Raw genomic sequence first — 24,181 nt, forward strand, 5'->3', positions numbered from 1 at the left:
TCGTTGCAGCACCTGTATCTTTCATTAGTAATCACTAGTTCACTATCAGAAAAAAGAAGGACTTATAAATGGTTATTGTTCATAATAGTGGTGTTTTTATTAAAATGATGGGTAAAAACGGAAAGAAAAATGGTATGATTATAGAAAATACTAATAAGTCGAACTATAACGAAAATGCACGAATATTGGAGGTACCTAAAGTGAAAGAACAAACGAGATACTCTCGTCTTGCACATATTACAAAGTTGATTAATACGAAGTTAGATTTGAGGGAAGTGCTAGAGCAAGTTGTAAAAGCAATTTCAGAAGAAATCGTACAATGTGATTCTGTAGGAATCTACTTGCCACAGGAGGATGGGTTTCGTGGGTTCGTAGGGAAGCCGGAGCTTATCAATGGAATGACATTGGATATGCACCTAATTGAGACGGAATATGATTTGCTTGCGAAAGAGGTTATTGAAACGCAAAAAACAATCTATATTCCTGATACATCAAAGGATTCTAGACCGGATCCTCGGGCTGTTGAAGGTTTTAAAATTAAATCGTTGTTAGCACTTCCTATTTCTTTTGAAGGAGAATTATTTGGGCTTGCTTTTCTATTTGACTATGGAATTCCAATGGATTTAACAGAAGAAGAGATTCAAACTGTTGAGGCGTATGTCAACATGGCAGGGGTTGCTATTCAAAACGCTACGAATTTAAAGAAAAAAGAGGCTCTCTTAGCTGAAAAGCAGTTGCTTTTGGATCTAACTAGAGAGCTTTCTATGTGCTCCTCGATGCAAGGGATATTAGATCGTTGCTTTTTCTACGTAGCTAAGGTGTTGGGAAATGATAATGTCGGTGTTCATTTATTAGATCCTATTGCTGAGAAAAAAATTAAGCCCGCAAGTCTAAGTGCAAAAAGTGATTGGACAGAGGAAGATTGGATACGGACACATCATTCGCACAATATTGATCAAAATGACTTAGTGTTCCAGGAAGTTATCCGATCGAAAAAGCCTTTACTTATTCCGAATGTGTTTACAGATGATCGGCCGAATCACGAGGCGTGTAAAACGTTTGGCATTAAAGGGATGTTTATGCTCCCATTAGTGTCAATGGGCGAGGTGCTAGGAGCACTTGCTGTAGTTAACCTAGAGGATAATACGATGAGTTATTCAGAGTCTGATGTACTCTTAGCTCAGTCCATTGTAGACGCAACTGCTTCATCTTTTTCGAACCTGTTGTATATGGAAAAACAAGAAATAATTATTGAAGAAAGAACCTCTGAGGTGCTAGAGAAAAACAAGGAATTAGAAAAGGTGATTTCAGAGCTGCAACATCTTAGTAGGGAAAAAGAGCTGATTCTAAATTCGGCTGGGGAAGGAATCTTTGGATTAAATCTGGAAGGGAAAATTACTTTTTGTAATCCAGCAGCAGAGTCTATGCTTGGCTATGAGAAAAATGAACTCTTTGGGAAAGATTACAATGAAATATTCTGTACTCCCCAGCACCTAGATTTAAACATGGAAAATCACAGCGAATTTTGTCGAAAGGATGATACGTACTTTCCTGTAGAGTATGTAGTCTCTTTAATAAAAGAAGGAGAAACTACCCTAGGAAAGGTAGTGACCTTCAAAGATATAACGGAAAGAAAGAAATTGGAAGAAGAGATTAAATACCTTGCGTATTTTGATAGCTTGACTGATTTACCAAACCGAATCATGCTTCAGGAAAGATTAAATAAAGAAATTGCGAAAGCAAAAAAAGAGGATAAGCAGGTGGCAGTCCTCTACCTGGATTTAGATAGATTTAAGCTAATAAATGATAGTATGGGGCATAGCTATGGAGACCTGCTTTTGAGAGATGTATCTAAAAGACTCCAAGTTGTCATTCCAAAATATTCTATTGTTTCCAGACAAGGAGGCGATGAATTTACAATCATCCTTCCTGAAGTAACTAGTGCGAATGACGTGTCACATGTAGTAGAGGAAATATCCGATATTTTCTCGCAGCCTTTTTCCTTAATGGGAACGGATGTATTCGTGAAGACAAGCATTGGAATCAGCATGTTTCCGAAGGATGGAGAAACCGGGGAAGAGCTTATAAAAAATGCGGATGCTGCTATGTATAAAGCGAAAGAGAAATCCGGGACATCTCATCATTTCTTCCAAAGTGAAATGGTGGATCGAACGCTAGATAGTATCAAACTGGAAAACGCACTATATAAAGCACTAGATAATAACGAGTTAGAGATTTATTACCAGCCGCAAATGGATTATAATAGAAAAGTTATGTTTGGGGCAGAAGCCTTGCTACGTTGGAACCATTCGACAGATGGAATCATTTCACCTGCAGATTTTATACCGCTTGCAGAGGATACCGGGTTAATTGTCCCTATTGGAGAATGGGTGTTGCTGAATGCATGTAAGCAAGTAAAAGAGTGGCATAATGCAGGGCATAAAAAGCTAAGTGTGTCTGTTAACCTGTCCAGCCGTCAATTCGAAGAAAAAGGCTTGGTAAACATGGTGAAAAAGGTGCTAGAGGAGGTCGATCTTGCTCCTGAATTCTTACATTTAGAGCTAACAGAAAATCAAATCATCAAAAATACAGATGTAACGATAGAAAAAATGGAACATTTAAAGGATCTGGGAGTGAAGATTGCCATCGACGATTTCGGAACAGGCTATTCTTCCTTAGGTTATCTTAAGAACTTTCCGATAGATGCGCTAAAAATTGATAAGTCATTTGTGCAAGATCTTCGTACGGAAGACGATAGTAACTCTGCCATTACAAATACTATTATTACACTTGCTCAGAATTTGAAGTTGAATGTCATTGCAGAGGGCGTTGAAACAAAAGAGCAATTAGAATTTCTTTTATCAAAAGATTGTTATATGATGCAAGGTTACTATTTTAGTAAGCCATTACCAGCTGATCAGATTAGAGAGAAGTATCTGCTTTAAAAAACTAGGGGGTTTTTATTATGAAAGCAGTTCGATCTGTATTAGAGTATTTGAAAAACATCGGAGTAGAGCATGTATTTGGCATTCCAGCAGGGTCCGTAAATGCCTTCTTTAATGAACTATACGATATGTCGGAGATTACACCAATCGTTACAAAGCATGAAGGAGCAGCTTCCTATATGGCAGCCGCTTACGCAAAATATGGGAATAGATTAAGTGTTTGTATTGGAAGTAGTGGACCTGGAGGCACAAACCTTGTAACAGGTGCAGCTAATGCAATGCGTGAGCACTTACCAGTCCTATTTTTAACAGGAGCTGTCCCAGTGAGTACGGAAGGATTAAATGCTTCGCAGGAATTAGATGCTGATCCAATTTTTCATTCTGTTACAAAATATAGCGTGACAGTTAGAGACTCCAAGGATTTATTAAAGGAAATTGTAAAGGCGACCAAAATTGCGGTTTCAGGAGTCCCGGGCCCAGTCCACATTGGAATGCCAATTGATGTTCAGCAAGGACCATGGGGTGGGGATGAAATTCCTGTTAAACTTGAAAAACATGAAATTATGCCTGAAAGAGCAATGATTCGTCAAGTAGCTAAGGAGCTACATGAAAGAAAGAGTGGCTATCTATTTGCTGGACAAGGTGTAAGAAATTCGGTCGAATCTTTACTAACAGTAGCAGAAATGCTTAATTGGCCAATTGTGACGACTCCTGTTGCAAAAGGATACTTTAATGAAGATCATCCGTTAGTAAAAGGGGTATTTGGATTTGCTGGAACAGAAGAGGCTACTAGTCTCATTAATGCCGGAGATGGTAAGGCATTAGTGGTGGTCGGGTCAAGCTTAGGAGAAACAGCTACCAATAACTATAATGACAATCTTACAAAGAATCGTTTTACTGTTCAAATGGATTTCGATGAAACGGTATTCAATAGAAAATATTCAATCGATCTGCCGGTTTTAGGAGATATTGGTGAAGGTCTTTCTATGTTAATAGAAGAGCTGGAAGCATTAGGATATTCGAAGAATAGCATGGAAAGAACAGCGCCATCTATAGATGAACTGATCACCAGGGATTACAATACGAAAAATGTGTTACTCCAGCTTCAGTCCTACCTTCCTAAATCTACAAGATATACAATTGATATTGGGGAGTTCATGGCTTATGTTATTCATAACATGAAGGTACTAGACTATGCTACTTTTGATATCAATGTTCATTTTGGTGCGATGGGAAGTGGATTATCAACGGCTATTGGCTCCAAGCTTGCTGAACCGGCGCGACCTACCGTAGCAATTACGGGTGATGGCTGTTTCTTTATGCATGGAATGGAAATATTGACAGCAAAAGAGTACAAGCTCCCAATCCTTTTTGTCGTTATGAATAACGCACGCTTAGGTATGGTGTACCATGGACATTCTCTACAATACAAACGAGTGCACGCTACCTTTGAACAGGAGCCTATTAATATTGCAGCGATGGCCGCTGCGATGAACATTCCGAGCTACCGAGTAGAAAGCCTGGATGATTTAACGGAAGAAGCAATCTCCAAGCTGATGTATCTAGACGGACCAGCTGTACTGGAAATCTCTTTGGTAGATAATAACATTCCACCAATGGGAGACAGAGTGAAATTCTTATCTTCATTCGGAAAATAAAAAAGTCGTCCTTAGGGGCGACTTTTTTTAAAAGCTTCGTTATTCTTGGTAAGATTATTTATCCCGCATTAAGGGACAGTTAGACTCCCACTTCAAGATGGCAAAAGAAAGGAGACAGCTAAGTGGGAGATCCACTGTCCCTAAAAGCCCGATTGGTTCAACTAATGATTGGTGGGGGATGAAAGAAAACCCCCACCAATCAAAGTTTCACTTTATTATTTATAGATTTAACAATAAGAAATTGGGGGTTATTTAGTAGATGTTTAAATCTCTCAGGGTATAGTGCTTTAAATTCCTGTGTTGGTAATGGCTCCACAAGTTTTTTAATTGTGAAATACTTGCTTGTAACATTTATAATTGATTGAAGTGGTCTATGGTAAAAGGGGACTTCATATTTTTTTCCTTCTTTGTCCCATGTATCTAAAAGTAGCTCTGTAGAATAGTAATTCGCTTCTTTGCTTAAGAGAGTTGTATCAGAAAAAGGATGGTGTACTGAGTATAGTAAGTATCCGTCTGGCTTTAATACTCTCTTGAACTCTTGAAACGTCAAATTCCAATCTTTAAGATAATGAAGGGTTAAAGAGCTTAAAATGATATCGAAGGAGCTATCTTGAAAAGGCAGTTCTTCCTCTATATCCAAACAGAAAATCTTTGCCTTGTCTCCTAGACGTTGCTTAGTAGCTACAACCATATCTTCACTTACATCTACCGCAGTTACATTTGCCCCTCTTTGCAGAAGGATATCAGCGTACCATCCAGCAGCACAGCCTGCGTCAAGGACATCATTCCCTTGTAAATCTTGTGCTAGCTCTGAAAGCATTGCTGGCCTTTCGTATTCCGCATTAAAGAAACTTTTTGTATCGACTGTAGTTGCATAAACGGTGGATAGCTGATTGAATACTTCTATTATTTTGTCCTTCATTATAAATTTAAGTAATTCTCTTCAATAATTTTCATTAAAAGTCCTAATGTACGACCTTTAAAAGCATCGGGTACTGGTTTCTGATCAGGGGTAGCATAATAGCAATACGAGCCGTCTTGACATGTATAACCTAGCTCCTCTAACGATTCCTTTAATAGGAGAGGAATATCCTTTAAACCAGTTGTTTCTTTAAAATAGTCACTGATTGCTACCTTTACATCTAGATCGTTTTTACCGGTAGAAACGATAAATAAATCATTTTCTCCCTGCACGATCCACTGGTCCTTCGAGTAGAGGGAGATTCTTTTACCTTCTAATGAAACAATTCCATTTAAGTTAACTCCAAAAATATTATTTACCATGTAGCGAACTTCCTCGCCTGAAATATCCTTGTCTTGAGTTCTAAGTAGATAGTTTAAAGCTTCTTTTGGGGACGGATTTTTCAAAGATTCTAGTAGTTCGCTGTTTAAAACAGCCGCCTTTTGTAAATCAATTGCAAAGACCTTTTGGACAAAATCAAATACTGTTTCAGCAGAGATTTTAATATTCAGCGAAAAGTATTCATCCATCAATTGTAATTTCGTTTTATCCTCTAGTTCTGCTTCTGTTAGAGTAACTCCTTGCTCAGAATATGATCTTTTTAGTTCTTCTAGAATTCCGACATTAACCATCCATCCATCCTCCTTATAATTAAAAGGGTATAATTCACAATTATATCCTAGGGATAAGGTATTTTATAGAAATAAATTATAAAAAATGTAAAAAATAATGTGTACATTTTAGCAAAATAGGAGTATTATAGAAAAGTTCTTTAGTGCCAATATTTTCTAAAACTCATTATAAAGTATTAGAATCTTAAATGGGTAAATAGACCGCTTTTTTTGGTTCTTTATTTACTTAGGTAAATAGTTAGACAATTCATTTTTTTGAGGAGGTTCTCTATATGTCAGAAAAGGATACGAAAGTTCCTATTTTAGATAAACGTTCTTCAAGACGTACATTTATCAAAAACTCTGGTTTGACAGTTGGTGGAGTTGTATTAGGGGGAGCTCTAGGAAGTCTTCTAGGAAAAGACAGTTCTACAGCTACAGAAAAACATAGCCCAGTAACAGCATCCGTTAATTACAACCAAGCTCTTATGTTCTTTGATAAAACACAATTTGATACAGTGGAAGCTGCAGCTGAACAAATCTTCCCGAAAACAGATATAGGGCCCGGGGCGAAAGAATTGCTTGTAACTTACTACATTGATCACCAGCTTGCTGGCCCGTTTGGTTTGAACTCAAAAGAATATATGACTGGACCATTTTATCCAGGGGAAGCTGTTCCGGAACAAGGTTACCAAACACATTTGAACCGTCAGCAAATCTTTAATCTAGGGATTATTGCGTTAAATAAAGAAGCAATTGCTAGATCAAAAGCTAAAAAAAGCTTTGCTGCTTTATCCGAAGAGGAGCAAATCGAAATACTGAAGGATTTTGAAGCAAACAAAGTAAAAATTCAGGGGGCGGTAAGTTCTTCTTACTTCTTTAGCTTACTTAGAAAAATGACGATTGAGGGAGCATACGCTGACCCGATGTATGGTGGAAACAAAGATATGGCTGGTTGGAAAATGAAAAACTTCCCAGGTCACCAAGGTAACTATATAGGCACATTGGAAAAAGATGAATTCGTGAAGATTGCTCCACAAAGCTTAAATTCACAGCATCAACATTAAGAGAAAAGGTGAGAGACTGTGGCAACAAAATTACCAAAAACAGATATAGTTTTAGTAGGTGTTGGTTGGACAGGCGGTATTATCGCAGCAGAGCTTACTAAAAAAGGATATAAGGTTGTAGGGATTGAACGTGGGAAAGAACGTACAACTGCTGATTATATGATGGCGCATGATGAGCTTCGTTATGCGGAGCGTAAAGAAATGATGCAAGACTTATCGAAAGAAACACTAACATTTAGACATAATACAAGACAACGTGCACTTCCTTATCGAGAGTGGGGAAGCTTCTTAATTGGTGAAGGAACTGGTGGTTCAGGTGAGCACTGGAATGGCCAAACATTCCGTTTCTTACCGTACGACTTTGAGATTTATTCCGAAACAGTTAAACGTTATGGTAAAGGTAAAATTCCTAAAGGCATGATGCTTCAGGACTGGGGGATTACCTATAAAGAGCTTGAACCATATTTCGATCAATTCGATTTAATGACAGGTATTTCCGGAGAGCCAAACCCATTACCAGGGTCTCCTCAAATTAAGTACCCAAATCCACCAATGATTGAAACGCCTGTTACTGCTTTATTTAAAAAAGCATCAAATGAACTAGGCTATCATCCTTACCATATGCCGTCTAATAACTTATCTCAGGCTTACACAAATCCTGATGGAGTAGCTCGTGCTGCTTGTCAATATTGTGGGTTCTGTGAGCGCTTCGGCTGTGAATATGGAGCAAAAGCGTCTCCAATCGTAACTGTATTACCGGTTGCTCAAGAAACTGGTAACTTCGAAGTGCGTCCTCACAGTGTTGTTCGTCGTGTATTACACACGGATGGAAAAGCAACGGGAGTTCTTTATGTAGATACTCGTACAGGTGAAGAATTTATTCAAGAGGCAGAAGTGGTGGTTGTTTCAGCGTACCAACTAAACAACATTAAAATTCTTTTAAATTCTAAGATGGGCCGCCCTTATGATCCGACAACGGGTACAGGTGTAATCGGAAGAAACTACGCTTATCAAACTTACCTAGGAAGAGCAGTAGGATTCTTTGATAAAGAGTACAATATTTATGGTGGAGCAGGAGCTCTTGGTGCACAAATTGATGACTTCAATGGTGACTTCTTCGATCACTCTAACTTAGACTTCTTGCATGGGGCAACTATCCATATTACGCAATTAGGTGATCGTCCGATTGCAAACAATAATGTTCCTGATGGCACACCAAGCTGGGGTAAAGAATTTAAAGATGCATCTGTAAACAATGCAAACCGTGCATTACTTATTAAAGCGCAAGGTGCATCTCTTCCATGGCAAGACAACTATATTGACTTAGATCCTACTTATAAAGATGCATTTGGAGATCCATTACTTCGAATGACATTCAACTGGAAAGATCAAGACCGTAACCTAATGAAATTCATGGGTGAGAAATCTGCAGAAATTATGAAACAAATGGGTGCAAAAGAGGTTAGTATGGGGGGAGCAAATATTGCTGACTACGATATCCGTAACTACCAATCTACGCACAATACAGGTGGAGTTATTATGGGTGCTGACCCAGAAACTAGTGCATTGAACAGCTATCTACAAATGTGGGATTTTGAAAATGTATTCGTTCCAGGTGCAAGCGCATTTACACATAACTCTGGTTACAACCCAACAAACACAGTTGGAGCTTTAGCTTACCGTGCTGCTGAAGGTATTGAAAAATACTTGAAAAACGGTGGAAGTTTAGTTTAATTTTTAATAAGTATAGAATTAGTCAACGAATTCTTAGTTATTAAAGCAAATATAGTCAACAACAAACAATTAGTTAACGTAGACATCTCCCTGGCAAAGGAGATGTCTTTTTTGTATTTCTTTTCGACAGCACACATAACAATTTCGTATAATATTAAAATATTTGAAACTGGGTTGTAAATAATATTTCAACTATTTCATCATTAATTCATATGGTTAGTAGACAGGAACGGAGAAGTTGCTTTATAGGCTTTAAGGATAGATTTTGGTGGAAACCGATATATTGTTCATGACAATAGCTTCTAGGCAATTTTATACGACAATCACTTACTTAGACGAAACAAGGGAAGCTATGGAGATATACAAAAACAGACCTACACAAGAAAGAAAAGTGAGGAGAAACTATCCAATGAGAAATACACTTATCCAAAATGTCCGGATTTGTTTAGAGGATGGTCGAATGGTAGATGGAGAAATTCTGATAAAGGATGGAAAAATTCATGAGATTTCGGAGCGCCGTATATTGGTTGCTGCTGAAGAGACAATAGATGCAACAGGACTAATAGCGATTCCAGGTTTTATTGATATTCATATTCATGGAGCGGTGGGTGCGGATTTCATGGATGGTACAGTAGAAGCTGCATGTAAAATAGCTACTTATTTGCCTTCTGAGGGAACAACCTCCTACTTGGCTACAACCTTGACACAATCTTCTGAAGCGATAAAGAACGCAATAGCGGCTAATCGGCAAATGCTTGAAAAACAACACCCCTTTGGGGCAGAAATGCTCGGATTTCATCTGGAAGGTCCCTTTATTCATTCGGAGCAAGCAGGAGCACAGCCAAAACAATTTATTCAGGCTCCTTCAAGTGAGCTTTTGAAGGAATGGTTTGGTGATAAGCTAGAGAACTTAAAGATTGTAACACTTGCTCCAGAGTTAGATAAGCAGTTTGACCTAATCAGAATGCTCTCTGAAAAGGGTATTATTAGCTCTGCAGGTCATTCTAAGGCTAGCTTTCAAGAAATCAGTGATGCAATGGAAGTTGGTCTATCTCATCTTACGCATTATGCTAATGCGATGACAGGTCTCCATCATCGAGAGGTCGGGATGGTTGGCGCAGGATTATTATTAGATGAGCTATATTGTGAGGTAATCGCCGATGGGGTCCACCTGTCCGAGGATATGCTTCGGCTGCTAGTTAAAATAATTGGATCTGAAAGGATGGTTCTTATCACAGATTCTATGAGAGCAAAAGGACTGTCTGATGGAAGCTATACACTAGCAAATCAACAAGTGCAGGTGTATGAACAAAAAGCTGTTTTAGAGGACGGAACATTAGCGGGTAGTGTTCTTAGGATGAATGAGGGAGTAGCGAGGATGCAGCGAATATCCGCTTGGTCGATGGAGGAGATAATAAGGATTTCATCTAAAAACGCTGCAAAACGATTAGGAGTGTATGATAGAAAAGGTAGTATTACCGTTGGAAAGGATGCAGATATTGTTCTGGTCAATGATGTCTTTAAGGTTTGCTACACTTTTTGTAAAGGTGGACTGAGCTATTCCAATGAAGCAAAATAATATGAAATGGATACACGTTAATAACTACGATGAAATGAGTAAGCAGGCTGCATTGATTTTTAAGAAACAGATAGAGGAAAAACCCGATAGTGTGCTAGGCCTTGCAACTGGTGGTACTCCTATCGGTTTTTATCAAGAGCTTATAAAGCTATATCAGCAAGGACTTTCTTTTTCGAAGGTGAAAACCTTTAATTTAGATGAGTATGTTGGAATTTCTCCGCAAGATGTAACAAGCTATCATACTTATATGCAAGAGCATTTATTCCGGCACATTGATACTCCAAGTGAGAATATTCATCTTCCAAATGGCTTGGCAGAAGATTTAGATGCAGAGTGTAAGAGATATGAGGCATCTATCGCAGCATGTGAAGGAATTGATTTGCAACTATTAGGAATAGGGGTCAATGGACATATAGGATTTAATGAGCCTGGAACACCTTTTTCGTCAACTACACATGTAGTGACACTGGCAGAGCAAACAAGATTAGAAAATGCCAAGTACTTTCCTGAGGGGCAGGAGGTACCTGAACAAGCGATTACAATGGGAATCAAGACAATCATGGGGGCAAAGAAAATAGTGTTGCTAGCATTTGGAGAAAATAAAATGAATACCATGCAACAATTTCGAGAAGGACCGGTAACAGAGAGTATTCCAGCTAGTCGTCTAAAGGAGCATCCGAATGTAGAAATTATTTGTGGAAGATAGATTTGGGGAGGAGAAGGATGTATGACAGAGTTAATCCTATATCCACATCTTACAGTTTACGAAATATAGCATTTAGCTTGAAGCATCGTAAAAAGATTAAGCCTTGCCCCCAAGGTCAAATGGGTACCAAGTTCTTCCTGGCCGTTCCCCGATTGCTTGTCGGGGCAGAGATAGTCACTTGTACATTTTTGGTGACAGTATATCTATTGGGTAATTATTCATGTAAAATTATCCAGAAAGAAAAGGGGGATCAAGATGGATTATAAGGGATCTAGTGTTTATGACCAAGAGGCGTTTTTTGCTAGCTATATGGAGAGAAGAAATAGAAAACAAAGTCCAAATATTGCAATTGAAGGTCCTATTATATTCGAGCTAATAGGAAGTTCCGAAGGATACACTGTTCTAGATCTAGGATGTGGAGATGCATCCTTTGGTAGGGAACTCCTTTTAGAGAAGGGAATCCTATCTTATACGGGTCTTGAGGGATCTTTCCAAATGAGAGCTGCTGCATTAGAAAATGTAAAAGGGTTAAATGGAGAGATTGTAGCGGGAACGATGGAGACATTTGAATATCCAGAAGAGAGCTTCGACCTTGTAACCTCTCGTTTTGCTATCCATTACGTAGAGGATATTCAGAAGCTTTTTGAACAAATTTATAAGACATTGAAGCGGGATGGACGGTTTGTTTTTAGTGTCCAGCACCCACTGACCACCTCATCCTTTAAAAGCAAGCAAGCTGGAGAGAAACGGGAGGATTGGATTGTGGATGATTATTTTCATGAGGGTGAAAGGAAGGAACCTTGGATTAATCAGTCAGTCGTAAAATATCATCGGACATTGGAAACGTATTTTCAGGCGCTCCGGAATGCAGGCTTTAACATTGTGGATATGCGGGAAGGAAAACCGGAAAGGGAAAATTTTCTGGAGGAAGAAGAATATCAGCGGAGACAAAGAATTCCGTTAGTATTGGCCTTTTCTTGTGTGAAATAGCTATGGGCTGTTGATTAAAGTGTCCGTTAAATTTTCTGTGCAGCCTAACTCTCGTTTGGGGGTAGTTTACTCTCGTTCAACTAGAGGTTAATCTCGCTCATGAAGGAGTTACTCTCGGATAGAGCAGAAATACTCTCGTTCAGGTCCTTTACTCTCGTTCGAGAGGTAGATACTCTCATTCAGTGTAGATTTACTCTCATTTAGAATGGTGGAATGGCATGACAAGTGGCCGCTAGATTTCCAGTGTATCTTTGCTATCTTTCATCGTTTTCACCTTCCAACTAACAATAAAAAAACCGGCCCTAAGAGCCGGTTTTTAGATGTTTTATATATGCTTTAAAAATTCTACTAAATCCCTATGATTTTCAGGAACAACCCCGTGACCTTCACCATAAGTTTTAAAGGTTACTTCTGCTCCGGCATCTTCAAAATATTCCATGCTCTCGACTCCACGTATAGTCGGGATTATATAATCATACTCTCCATGAGAGATAAAGATTTTTAAATGATCAATTGTAGATTTTCTGTATTCATCCCTGACAAAGTCCGGTAAGTATCCGCTTAACGCTACCACCGCTTGAATTTCTTTACCCATTGTAATACCTAAAGTTTGGGCCAGTACTGCACCTTGACTAAAGCCTAGGATAACAATTTTGGATGGATCCAGTTTATATTCATTGATTGCCTCTCTTATAAACGCTTGAATATGTACGATTATTTGGTCAAAGACGTGACGTTCAGGTTTTCCTTCCTCTTCAATTGTAAAAAAAGCATAACCAGGATTATGTACAATTGGTCCTCTTAGGCTAAAGAGATGGTGGGTATCTTTAAATTCTTGGACAAGCTGTGGTAAGTCTTCCTCGTTGCTTCCCATACCATGTAATAAAAAGATGGCTGGCATATTATCTACTAATTCCTTTGGTTCCAAATGTTTATATGTAAAAGGTGATTTCATCTAAAACCTTCCTCTCTTGCAATAGTATTACCTATTTTACCATACTCTTTATCCCGCATTAAGGGACAGTTAGACTCCCACTTCAAGATGGCAAAAGAAATGAGACAGCTAAGTGGGAGATCAACTGTCCCTAAAAACCCGATTGGTTCAACTAATGATTGGTGGGGGATGAAGGAAAACCCCCACCAATCAAAGTTTCACTTTATTGTTTTTCTGTTAGTTGCACCTTGCAATAGTTTTATTAAGCATAAAAAGGGAAGCAATTAGTAAGAATAGATATATAAGGGAGTGAGCTATCATGAAGGATCCAAGGGAAATACCAAAAGAAGAAGGAATAGACCATAGTCTGACGCTTTTAAGGGAAGGGTATTTGTTTGTACCAAATAGAAGGAAGGCCTTTGCTTCCGATATATTCGAAACGCGCCTGCTAGGAAAGAAAGCAATTTGTTTGGGAGGCAAGGAAGCAGCAGAGCTTTTTTATGATAATGAAAAGTTTATTCGAAACGGTGCGGCTCCCAACCGAGTAAAGAAGACACTATTTGGAGAAGGAGCTGTTCAAACTTTAGATGGCCCAGAGCATCGTAATCGTAAAGCAATGCTTCTAGCAGCGATGGCTCCAGAATGTATGGAAAGATTAAAAGATATAACTCAAAAATGCTGGCAAGCTGAAATACTAGAATGGGAAAAACAAGAAGAAATAATTGTATATGAGGAAGCAAAAAAGCTTCTTTGTAAAATTGCCTGCGAATGGGCAGGTGTTCCTTTAGTGGAGGGAGAAGAAAAACAAAAGAGTGTACTGCTAGGAAAGCTTTTTGAATCTCCCGCAGCAATGGGTCCGGAACATTGGGCGGGTAGAAGGGCAAGGAGAGAAGCAGAGGAATGGATTGAAAGGTTAGTAAAAGAGGTTCGGTTAGGTCAATTGAATCCCCCTAAGGGTTCAGCATTACAAATTTTTTCATTCCATAAGGACCTGCGTGGTGAGCTATTAGATGCCAAAATAGTGGCAGTGGAAGTAATAAATGTGCTACGTCCTATTATTGCAATCTCTGTGTATCTAAGTTTTACTGCACTTGCTGTTATTCAGTATCCTCAAGAGAGAGAAAAGCTAGATTTGAAGGAAGAAAAATATAAAAAGACGTTTATTCAAGAGGTTCGAAGGTTTTATCCTTTCTTTCCAACAGCGGTAGCAAAGGTGAAAAAGGACTTTACTTGGAAAGGATATCAATTTGAGGAAGGAACACTTACGCTTCTTGATTTATATGGAACAAACCATGACCCGAACCTTTGGGAAAACCCTGAGTTGTTCAGACCAGAGAGGTTTTTAGAATGGCAAGACTCTACTTTTAGCTTTATCCCTCAAGGAGGGGGAGAGTTTGACTTGGGGCATAGGTGTGCTGGAGAATGGGTGACAATTGAAATCATGAAAATAAGCTTAGACTTCTTCGTTAACCGAATAGATTTTGATGTTCCGCAACAAGATTTAAGCTTTAGCTTTGTCGAGATTCCTAGCATTCCAAAAAGTAAAATTAGATTAAGGAATGTAAGAAGGAAGTAAAAAACACAGCTGATATCTGCATCAGCTGTATTTCTTAGATAGGGTGAATAGAGCTATTATCGATATACTGCCAAGAGGGAGGCGAGAGGAATGGAGTTTGATGCGAAAACACTCAACCGTGTTAGACGTATGGAAGGTCAATTACGTGGTGTTTTACGTATGATGGAGGAAGGGAAAGATTGTAAGGAAGTAATTACACAACTTAGCGCCGTGAGATCAGCCGTGGGCCGAACAATTGGCGTTATTGTAAGCGAAAACTTGGTAGAATGTGTACGACAGGCAGAAGGAAAAGGAGAAAGGATGGACGCTGCTATTCAGGAGGCAGTAAATCTATTGGTTAGAAGTAGATAAGCCTCCAACTCCCTTCCTTTATTTGTAGCATTGGGTGTAGCGATAATAGTAAAAATCTAGATGTGAATTTCTAAAAAAATCGACGGTTTAAGTCTGCCGTCGATTTTGACTAGCTATATCAGCTGGTAGTCCAGCGCAGCCTTCCCTAACGTTTTGGCAGCAATTAGCATTGCCTTTTCATCGAAATCAAACCGAGGGCTATGGTGTGGATAAGCTTCTCCAGCTGGTCTTGCTCCTGTAAAAAAGAAAGTACCGGGAACCTTTTCTAAATAGTAAGCAAAGTCTTCTCCAATCATTAGTAGCTCTGATTCCTTTACATGCTGTATGTCCGGAATCGAGGTTGCTATCCTTGTGAGATAGTGTGTTTCTTTTTCATGGTTGATGACTGGTGGATAACCTCGCTCGTAAGTAAGAGAATAAGTACAATCTGCTGCAATACAGGTGCCTTCTACCACTCTCTTTAGCTCTCTCTCCATTAAATCTCGCATCTCAGGAGTAAATGTACGGATCGTGCCACTTAGCTTTGCAGTATCTGCTATTATATTAAATGCGTTTTCAGCCACAAAAGATCCCACAGAAAGAACTGCGGCCTCTGTTGGATTAACACGTCTCGATACGATTTGCTGTAAGTTTACAACTAATTGGGAAGCAATGGCTATAGCATCTTTTGTATCGTGTGGTGTTGCCCCGTGACCACCTTTTCCTTGAATAGTTAGGATAAAACGATCGGCTGAAGCCATAATCGGTCCCTTCCTATAAGTGATTGTACCGAGAGGTGTTTGGGACCATAAGTGTGTGCCGAAAATAACTTCGACACCTTCTAAACAACCAGCCTCAATCATCGGCTTAGCACCTCCGGGAGCATACTCCTCTGCATGCTGGTGTATAAATACATACTCTCCTGCTAGTTCTTCTCGAATTTCATTAATTGCTTTTGCTAAGGTCAGCAAGGCTGCAGTATGACCATCATGACCACAAGCATGCATCACACCTGGTACGGTAGATTTATACGGAACTTCCTTCTCGTCTTGAATAGGTAATGCATCAAAGTCTGCACGTAATGCTACCGTTTTACCTGGTTTAGCACCTTTAATTTTAGCAACTACACCATTCCCTCCAACATGCCCCTTATAAGAGATCCCTAATTTCTCATAGTATGCTTGAATATACCGGGAAGTATTATATTCCTTAAAAGAAACCTCCGGGTGCATATGTAAATATCTTCTAATATCAACCATTTCTCCGTATGATTCCTCTAACAGTTTAAATAATGTGCTACTCATAAAATACCTCCTTATTAACATCCTCAAAATTATGTATGCAGTAAAAGTAGAAGTTATCTTTCATTCGACTCTTAAAACAAGTTGCTATTCAGGGAGAAATTTTCTTAATCGTACATCGATCTTAAGTTATAGTTACATTATAACAGAAAATTCCGTCTATAATTTATCGTTTCTAACTATATTCTTATGCATATTTCCAAATCTCCTACACATCCTATTCACATAAACATAGAAGGAGGAATTAATATGTCAAAAATAACTAAATTATTATCTCTGCTATTGTTGGTGGGCTTTTTAGTTGCATGTGGAAATAATGATGATAATGCAAATGACAATAACAATAATAGTAATGGTACTTCCACAAACGACAATGCAGAAACAAATACTAACAATGGGGGTACAGAAGGTACTGGAAATAATACTGTATCTTCAAACGACAATCAAAAGGTAGATGTTGCAGACGAAGCTGCAGCTAAAATTGCTGAACTAGAAGAAGTAGAAACAGCACACGTGCTAGTGACGGAAAATAACGCATACGTGGCTGTGAAAACGAAAAACGGAAATGAAGGCGGCAAGGACCTCGAGCAAAAAATTGGTGACAAAGCTAGAGAGGCTGGAAAAGATTTTAATAATGTATACGTATCTCTTGATCCAGATTTCTTTGAGCGAATAAAAGGTTATGGAGAGAAAATTAAAGCAGGGGAGCCTATCGAAGGGTTCTATGACGAATTTAAGACTACCTTAAAGGATGTATTCCCAGACGCAAATTAAATAAATGTGCGGAGAATATATAAAAGCATGGAAATTACCAATCAGTAAATTTCCATGCTTTTTTATTTTATTACCTGTCATTTTACTTAAGGCCTATATTCGCTTTAACATCCACCTCTGCATACTTTTTAGCATCTGCACGTGAACCAATTAAAGTTCCAACTATACCTCCTATGAATCCAATAGGAACAGAGAATACGGCAGGGTTTGTTAATGGGAATAAAGCTTCGCCGTTTAATAGGTGTGTTCCATCTGTTCCCCAAATATTAGGACTCAGGGCAACGAGTACAATCGCAGAAATTAGACCCGATAGAATGGCAGTCATAGCACCAGTAGTATTGAATTTCTTCCAGTAGATTGTATAGATAATAACTGGAAGGTTCGCGCTAGCTGCAATACAGAAAGCAATAGATACTAAAAATGCTACGTTCATTGTCTGTGCGCCGAGTGCTAAAACAATCGAGATTAAGGAAACTCCAACTGCTGCAAAGCGTGCGGCTTTCATTTGCTCTTTTTCTGTTATTTTCCCTTTTTTAATAATTTGCCCATAAATATCATGAGCGAAAGCAGAAGCACCTGATAATACTAGCCCTGCCACAACAGCAAGGATAGTTGCAAATGCAACCGCTGCTACAAAGGACATTAAGGCGTCTCCACCTAGAGCTTGGGCTAACAAAGGAGCAGCCATATTACCAGCAGGGTTCGCTGCAATAATTACCTCTGATTTTACTAAGGCAGCTGCACCAAAGCCAAGGAAGATAGTTAATACATAGAATATACCAACAATCCAAGTAGCATAAATAACAGAGCTGCGAGCCGTTTTAGCATCCTTTACTGTAAAGAAGCGCATCAGAATGTGAGGTAAACCAGCTGTCCCTAAAACTAGTGCAATCATCATTGAGATGGTATCTAGCCCGTTTGTATACTTTACCCCAGCGTTTAAATAAGCTTCGCCATGTGGGGTAGCACTTTTCATCTCTGTAAACATGGAGAAAATATTAAAGTTAAAGTGAAGGAGCACAAGGAAAGAAATAATTACTGTTCCTAGCATCAATAGAACGGCCTTGATAATTTGAACCCAGCTTGTGGCCGCCATTCCACCCCATAGTACATAGACGGTCATCATAACACCAACGATTAACACAGCAACCCAATATTCAATACCAAGAAGAAGTTTAATAAGTGCTCCTGCCCCTACTAGCTGTGCAATCATATAAAATAATACGATGGTAATTGTGCTGATCGCTGCTGCTCCACGAACCTTTTTCTGATTAAACCTTGCAGTAATCATATCCGCTAATGTGTATTTCCCTAAATTTCTTAATGGCTCGGCTACAATGTATAGCACCACTAAGTATGCAACTAAATAGCCGACGCTATAGAAAAATCCATCAAATCCGAAAAGTGCAATAGCACCAGCAATCCCTAAGAAGGATGCCGCTGAAAGATAATCTCCAGCAATTGCTATTCCGTTTTGCCAGCCGGTTAACCCTCCGCCGGCAGTATAAAATTCACTCGCAGAATTTGTTCGTTTTGAAGCTATATACGTAACAAATAGTGTTAGAAGAACAATTCCTACAAAAAATACTAAACCTATCGCACTTATATTCAAGCGTAATCACCGGCCTTTTCTTTTTCTATAATTTCATCTGCATCTTTATCAAAACCGTTTGCTTTACTTACATAAATCATACAAAGAGTCCAAGTCATAATAAACTGTGCAAGCGCAAGTATCCAAACCCATGTAATATCACCAATTGCTGGTTCGTTTAGAATAGTGGTATAAGAGGTTAAGATAGGCAAACTAATATAAAACAACAAGAAAAATATAGTAATAGGAAGGATAAATTTTACTTTTCGTTTTTTTAAGGCTTTAAATTCCTTGCTTTCTGAAATAGCAACATAGTTGTGGATATGTTCATCCTTTCGCTTATTTGATTCCACCTCTTTCTTGGAATTTTTTTGATCGGGGCTAGGACTATCTGATTTGAAAACGCTTTCTAAATTCTTCGTCATCTCCATACCTCCTACTAAATATTTCAGTTTTCGGAATATTCAGCCTTAAACTGTATTACTATTCTAATTTAAACAGAAGGAAAATATCAATAAAAAAGTTCATAAAATGGACAAAAAAATAAATTTTGGTAAACGAATAGAAAAATAGATTAGTAAAAAGGGGTGTATATAAGAAATTTCCTAAAACCTAACAAAATTTTTTATCTGTAAGCCAATTTAAGATTGAGAGAAAAAGTGCTAGGATATAAAGGTTGGAGAATAATAAAGGAGGTCCTGTTCATGAGTTTAGCTAAAACCCTAGAAAAAACGATACGATGCAACTTGAAAATAACAAATAACGCACGTAAAGGGATACAGGAATGGTCAACTGATGAACATGACTTTTTTCGAATGCAAGAGTCTTACCATGTTTATATTGAAAAAAAGCCACTAAATGCACATGGAAATGTAACTGTATCCATCTATTTTGATAATGATTCCAATAAAAAGCTTTCTGAGATCCTTGGAGGAAAAGTAGCTGTTTTAGAATGCGTGCTTCAGAATGATGGTTTTCTAGCTACAGCACTTATTATTAGAGGAGCCAATACACCTGTCGTAACAAATAGAAGATTAGCGGTATCTTTAAGTTTTGTGACAGCTAAAAACAATGGTGCTGGACTTCCGTTGTCTTTACATACATTGATTCGGGATCTTCCAGTTGCGGAGGAAAGGTCTGAGTATGTAAAAAAACGGATTTCAAGCTGGGAAGGTTACTTAAAAATACAAGAAAAAAATGCAGATGTAGAAGATATAACGATAAGCTTTACCCATCTTCATTTTAACGAAGACTTCAGTCGCATGACTGTACATGGAACTCAGCTAGAAGCAAAGGCTTGGGGAAAGTTAAAGGGCCTTAGTGCAAGTATTAAAGGGATGACTGGAGAAGTCGGCGACGTACTAAGAGCAGACAAAGCAAAAAAACTCATTGAGGTGGAGGTTAGACCTCGATTTCGAGAAGTTGCTAGAAAAAATCAAGTAAATACAAGCTCAAAGGAAATGGTCTTTAGTAATTTTGCCACTCTCAGTCAAATTAGACGTCTTCGAAAGGGCTTTGAAGACTTACAAAATGGATTGGCGGCAAACCCAAATTTAGAGAAGATATTATTTGAGGATAGACCGACCGTACGTATACACCAGAAGAACAAAGAGCTTGAATTTCATAACCGGCTGAACGAATATCAGCGTGAAGCTGTTATTGGTGCAGTTTCTTCTGAAGATCTTTATGTCATTCAAGGACCCCCTGGAACAGGGAAAACAACTGTTATTTCAGAAATCTGTCAACAGAATGCAAAAGCAGGTCTCCGAACCTTGGTAGCCTCTCAATCTAACCTTGCAGTAGACAATGCATTAGGCCGACTCCTTTCTAATAAAGATATTCGGATTCTTCGTTTTGGTAGAACAGAAAGTATCGAAGAGGAAGGGAAAAAATTTATAGAGGAGAATGTAGGCCTCTACTGGAAAGAACAGACCTATGCTGCCTTAAGCAAAGAAATAGAAGAGCATCCTTTAAAGGAAGGACAGCTTAAGGAGAGGTTATCAGACTTAGAAAAAGAGATAACGGATATAGGTGTGCAAATAAAGACACTGGAAGAAAAGATTGTTGAAAAAGAGAAGGCTCAAAAGAAACAAGAGGAAACGCTACAAGAAATAAGGGCACTTAAGAAGACATTAATCCGCTGGAAGAAGGAGCAGGAGGAGCAAGAGAACGAGCTTGCAAAACTTCAGACCGAGAGAGCCAAACTGATAGAAGAGACAAATAAACTCGAGGGGTTTATAGCTTCTCATTCGTCCATTCAGCAGATAACAGATGAGCTAAGTGTATTGGCGGTAGAGATAGATAGGACAAATCGAGAGATTGCCTTCCAAGAAAAGTCTTTCACATATAAACAGATAGAAGAGGAATTAGAAAAGACGAAAGAAGAATATCGTCTTATTCAGCTGAAATCCGGACAATCTGAGCAGCTCGTTGAACAAGTAAATGCCATTAAAAAATTTGACGAATTGAAGAAAAAGATAGACGATATCGGATTGACTCCTTCTTTCTTGCTTAATCAGCAAATGGAAGAATTGGATGCCATCATTGAAAAAATTAAAAGCTTTGCAGATTGGCAAGAAGTAAATGCAAGACTTGCAGCTGCAATAGACTATCTGGAAAGACTATTGAAAAAGAAAAATGTAGCGGTCGAAAACATCCTCCAAAATGCAGGAAGAAGTGGGATCGTTTACGATTCTAGCTATACCGTAAAGGAAATCCATCAATTTATGGACCGTATGAAGTCTATCCTTGCTTCGGAAGACGATGTGAACGCGGAAAAGCTTAGTATACTTCTTGAAGGCTGTTATGTAAGAAGGAAGTATGTTTGGAAGCAAGGAGAAATGCTTCAGCACGCAAAACAGAGCACTACTACTAAATATCAATCGATTAAGCAGGAGTTGGCTAAGCAAATCCGTTCAGAGGCGTTACATTATGAGCCTAAAAAAAGAGACTTAGCAAATAAAAACTTGGCATACTCTCAGCAATTGGGACAGTTAAAGGCTCAGCTTGAGAGTATGAATATAGCTGATTCAGAGACAATGCCTGGTCTTGCTGAACTAAAACACTCTCTCCAGAGCCATCAAAAGAAGCAAGAGGAATTAAAAAAGGTAGAAGATACCGTTATAAACTATGCAAAGCGCTTAAGCCATCATTCGGAAAAATTAGCTAAAATGAGCGAACGAATGGAAGAGCTTCGAACGAAAATAGAAAGCTGTGAGCAAGAAGTAAAGAAAATCAATGTGGCTGGTGTAGCGTTAGAAAAAGCTTTCACGAGTTTGGAGGAACTAATAAAGTCAAATCCAGAAGCAGAGCTAGAGAGTACAAAGATAGATAAAAAAGTGCTAGAGCAGGAGAAAAAGGAATGTGAGCAGCAGCTAGCAAGTCTACCAATAACCCAAGCTCTTCAAAAGCAATGGGCAGAATTTCTACAGGATGCCAACGATCATGACTTGGATGAGATCCGCAAGCTTTATGTAAGACATGCCAACTTGATTGGGACAACCTGTGTAGCCTCTGCTCGCAAGGAGTTTATGGAAAACTATCCGACATTTGATGTAGTAATCATCGATGAGGTTTCAAAGGCAACACCTCCAGAATTGCTGTTGCCAATGCTAAAAGGAAAGAAAATCATCTTGGTTGGAGATCATCATCAGCTTCCTCCACTTGTTGGAGAGGATACATTAGAGGAAACGTTACAAGCCATTTTAGAAGAAAGTGATAACTTTGAGGAAAAAGAAGAGCTGAAAAAGCTATTAAAGGAGTCTTTATTCGAAAGATTGTTCAAAAATCTGCCGAGTAGCCATAAGACGATGCTAGCTATTCAATATCGTATGCACGAAAACATTATGAATACGATCACACCGTTCTACGAGGAAGAAAACTATCGCCTTCAATGTGGTCTTACAGACTCGGATAGTATGCGTGATCACTTATTAGAATCACGTTATGTGAAGAGGCAGGATCATTTGTTATGGCTTGATATGCCAAACGAAAGCAAATACTTTGAAGAAAGAATGAAGGATGGGAAAAGTAGATTTAACCAGGCAGAGCTGGATAAAATCCGAGAAGTGCTTTTTGATCTGGATAGAGCAACAGAGGCTGCTATTAAAGAGGGTAGGATGGCTCCAGGTGAAAAGAAAAGTGTCGGGGTTATTAGCTTCTACGGAGAACAGGTAAAGAGAATCGATCGACTTATTCAACAGGAAATTAGCTTGAAGCATCTCCACCTTCGTACAGGGACCGTGGATAAGTTCCAAGGGATGGAGATGGATGTCATTATTCTAAGTATGGTTCGAAACAACCAAGAGAAGAGTGGAGATATCGGGTTTGCCAACGACTACCGAAGATTAAATGTGGCGCTGTCTCGCGCAAGAGAATTGCTGATGCTTGTGGGTAGTACAGAGATGTTCACAAAGCGTGCGAAACAAAGGAGTTCACGAGAAATGTACGGTCGTCTATTAAAGGTGGTCAAATCCCAAAACGGCTTAAGAACAGTCAACTAGAGGTGTCGAATCATGCAAGAATTACAGAAACGCTTAAGAAGAGAGCTCGAGCAAGATAAAAATGTTCAAATCATGGAAACTGCAGAATGGTGTGTCCCTGTTTATACCATTGAGGTGACATACCGTCCCATTAAGCGAATAAAGATGGATGTGCTGATGAAAATGATGCTCCTCTCGTTTCAGCAAGCGGAGATTGAAGGTAGCAAACAGCTTAGCGAGATTCTATTGGTAGAGCAGCTGTTTATAGACGACTTGATAGGATTGATGAAAAAGTCAGGCTTGATTACTGTGACAAATGAAAGGATCTTCCTTACCTCCAAAGGCGAGGAGCAGTTAAGTAAAGGTATCTTTGAGGAAGAGCAGGAGCCTGAAACAGAGGGGCTGCTATATAGTCAAACGCACGATCTATTTTTACCTGGGGAGATAAAGCCAGCGTTGGAAGGAGAAGAGCATCTTCAGGTATTCAGGTATACTCCAGAGAAGAGACTCGCACGCTTTCGCTGGGAGGAAGAGACTGTGGTCGAGGCCTTAATTAAGAAAGGGGTAGAGGAGCATAGTGAACTGCAAATAGTGATTGGTGATATTGTATCCACCGAAGAATTATATGTAGATGATGTTCCTTGCTTTGAGTTTCTTTTATTTAACGAAAAGGAAGATTTGTTTTATACGAGAGTATGGAATACGTTGACGGATGAGTGGGATAGTGTATTAGAGCAACAGATACAGGAGAAAGAGAAGACGACCTGGAGAGAGAAGTACCTTGGATAATTGGTAGGAGAATGAACGGAAAAGTGGTCGCTGTTAAATTTGAATAAAGCTCGCTTAAGGAAAAAAGAAGTGCTTATGATTCTATAAAATGATATGAATCATAAGCGCTTCTTTAATTTTATACCTTCGGTTCTCCGCTGCATCGGACGCTTTC

The 24,181-nt window shown here is 38.9% G+C and carries 18 protein-coding genes; 12 read left to right on the plus strand and 6 right to left on the minus strand.

Features of this window, described 5'->3' with window-relative positions; genetic code table 11:
- The first annotated feature begins 68 nt into the window (after positions 1-68).
- The gene (locus AC1ECF_RS13395; RefSeq protein WP_480389933.1) at positions 69-2,945 is read left to right on the plus strand and encodes a bifunctional diguanylate cyclase/phosphodiesterase; all 2,877 of its coding nucleotides are present in this window, start codon (positions 69-71) and stop codon (positions 2,943-2,945) included.
- 20 nt (positions 2,946-2,965) lie between these two features.
- The gene (locus AC1ECF_RS13400) at positions 2,966-4,603 is read left to right on the plus strand and encodes a thiamine pyrophosphate-binding protein (RefSeq protein ID WP_480389934.1); all 1,638 of its coding nucleotides are present in this window, start codon (positions 2,966-2,968) and stop codon (positions 4,601-4,603) included.
- A 199-nt stretch (positions 4,604-4,802) separates the two neighbouring features.
- Here the strand turns inward: AC1ECF_RS13400 and AC1ECF_RS13405 are convergent, their stop codons facing one another.
- Together AC1ECF_RS13405 and AC1ECF_RS13410 are read right to left on the minus strand one after the other, a co-directional pair.
- The gene (locus AC1ECF_RS13405; protein WP_480389935.1) at positions 4,803-5,525 is read right to left on the minus strand and encodes a class I SAM-dependent methyltransferase; all 723 of its coding nucleotides are present in this window, start codon (positions 5,523-5,525) and stop codon (positions 4,803-4,805) included.
- Positions 5,525-6,196 carry a hypothetical protein gene (locus AC1ECF_RS13410; protein WP_480389936.1) on the minus strand — a complete coding sequence of 224 codons (672 nt, stop codon included), beginning with the start codon at positions 6,194-6,196 and terminating at the stop codon, positions 5,525-5,527. The genes AC1ECF_RS13405 and AC1ECF_RS13410 overlap by 1 nt, the downstream gene beginning before the upstream one ends.
- A gap of 272 nt (positions 6,197-6,468) precedes the next feature.
- Here AC1ECF_RS13410 and AC1ECF_RS13415 point away from each other — a divergent pair, with 272 nt between their 5' ends.
- From AC1ECF_RS13415 to AC1ECF_RS13435, 5 genes are all read left to right on the plus strand, one after another.
- The gene (locus AC1ECF_RS13415; protein ID WP_480389937.1) at positions 6,469-7,242 is read left to right on the plus strand and encodes a gluconate 2-dehydrogenase subunit 3 family protein; all 774 of its coding nucleotides are present in this window, start codon (positions 6,469-6,471) and stop codon (positions 7,240-7,242) included.
- Between the two features lie 18 nt (positions 7,243-7,260).
- The gene (locus tag AC1ECF_RS13420) at positions 7,261-8,976 is read left to right on the plus strand and encodes a GMC family oxidoreductase (RefSeq protein WP_480389938.1); all 1,716 of its coding nucleotides are present in this window, start codon (positions 7,261-7,263) and stop codon (positions 8,974-8,976) included.
- Positions 8,977-9,385: 409 nt separating this feature from the next.
- Entirely contained in the window at positions 9,386-10,555 is a 1,170-nt protein-coding gene (gene nagA / locus AC1ECF_RS13425; protein WP_480389939.1) for an N-acetylglucosamine-6-phosphate deacetylase, read from the plus strand.
- A 1-nt stretch (position 10,556) separates the two neighbouring features.
- The gene (gene nagB / locus AC1ECF_RS13430; protein WP_480389973.1) at positions 10,557-11,261 is read left to right on the plus strand and encodes a glucosamine-6-phosphate deaminase; all 705 of its coding nucleotides are present in this window, start codon (positions 10,557-10,559) and stop codon (positions 11,259-11,261) included.
- Between the two features lie 255 nt (positions 11,262-11,516).
- Positions 11,517-12,251 (plus strand): class I SAM-dependent methyltransferase, encoded by a 735-nt coding sequence (locus tag AC1ECF_RS13435; protein WP_480389940.1) that lies wholly within the window; start codon positions 11,517-11,519, stop codon positions 12,249-12,251.
- 325 nt (positions 12,252-12,576) lie between these two features.
- Here the strand turns inward: AC1ECF_RS13435 and AC1ECF_RS13440 are convergent, their stop codons facing one another.
- Complete coding sequence (locus tag AC1ECF_RS13440; protein WP_480389941.1) at positions 12,577-13,206, minus strand: alpha/beta hydrolase; 630 nt, start codon at positions 13,204-13,206, stop codon at positions 12,577-12,579.
- Between the two features lie 298 nt (positions 13,207-13,504).
- Between AC1ECF_RS13440 and cypC the strand changes: the two genes are divergently transcribed.
- Positions 13,505-14,761: a CYP152 family fatty-acid peroxygenase CypC gene (gene cypC / locus AC1ECF_RS13445; protein ID WP_480389942.1), complete on the plus strand. Its 1,257-nt coding sequence runs from the start codon at positions 13,505-13,507 to the stop codon at positions 14,759-14,761.
- A 90-nt stretch (positions 14,762-14,851) separates the two neighbouring features.
- Positions 14,852-15,112: a metal-sensitive transcriptional regulator gene (locus AC1ECF_RS13450; RefSeq protein ID WP_480389943.1), complete on the plus strand. Its 261-nt coding sequence runs from the start codon at positions 14,852-14,854 to the stop codon at positions 15,110-15,112.
- Positions 15,113-15,225: 113 nt separating this feature from the next.
- On the opposite strand, the gene AC1ECF_RS13455 is transcribed toward AC1ECF_RS13450, so the two are convergent.
- Positions 15,226-16,395: a M20 metallopeptidase family protein gene (locus tag AC1ECF_RS13455; RefSeq protein WP_480389944.1), complete on the minus strand. Its 1,170-nt coding sequence runs from the start codon at positions 16,393-16,395 to the stop codon at positions 15,226-15,228.
- 246 nt (positions 16,396-16,641) lie between these two features.
- Between AC1ECF_RS13455 and AC1ECF_RS13460 the strand changes: the two genes are divergently transcribed.
- Positions 16,642-17,166, plus strand: coding sequence for a YhcN/YlaJ family sporulation lipoprotein (locus AC1ECF_RS13460; RefSeq protein ID WP_480389945.1), 525 nt, complete (start codon positions 16,642-16,644; stop codon positions 17,164-17,166).
- 82 nt (positions 17,167-17,248) lie between these two features.
- Here AC1ECF_RS13460 and AC1ECF_RS13465 read toward each other — a convergent pair whose 3' ends face one another.
- Together AC1ECF_RS13465 and AC1ECF_RS13470 are read right to left on the minus strand one after the other, a co-directional pair.
- Positions 17,249-18,772 (minus strand): solute symporter family protein, encoded by a 1,524-nt coding sequence (locus AC1ECF_RS13465; RefSeq protein WP_480389974.1) that lies wholly within the window; start codon positions 18,770-18,772, stop codon positions 17,249-17,251.
- A 2-nt stretch (positions 18,773-18,774) separates the two neighbouring features.
- Positions 18,775-19,182 carry a DUF485 domain-containing protein gene (locus AC1ECF_RS13470; RefSeq protein WP_480389946.1) on the minus strand — a complete coding sequence of 136 codons (408 nt, stop codon included), beginning with the start codon at positions 19,180-19,182 and terminating at the stop codon, positions 18,775-18,777.
- Between the two features lie 279 nt (positions 19,183-19,461).
- On the opposite strand from AC1ECF_RS13470, the gene AC1ECF_RS13475 reads away from it, so the two are divergent.
- Entirely contained in the window at positions 19,462-23,259 is a 3,798-nt protein-coding gene (locus tag AC1ECF_RS13475; RefSeq protein ID WP_480389947.1) for a DEAD/DEAH box helicase, read from the plus strand.
- A 12-nt stretch (positions 23,260-23,271) separates the two neighbouring features.
- Positions 23,272-24,027, plus strand: coding sequence for a hypothetical protein (locus tag AC1ECF_RS13480; protein ID WP_480389948.1), 756 nt, complete (start codon positions 23,272-23,274; stop codon positions 24,025-24,027).
- The last annotated feature ends 154 nt before the right edge of the window (positions 24,028-24,181 follow it).

Source organism: Psychrobacillus sp. Z3-81 (assembly GCF_056620325.1).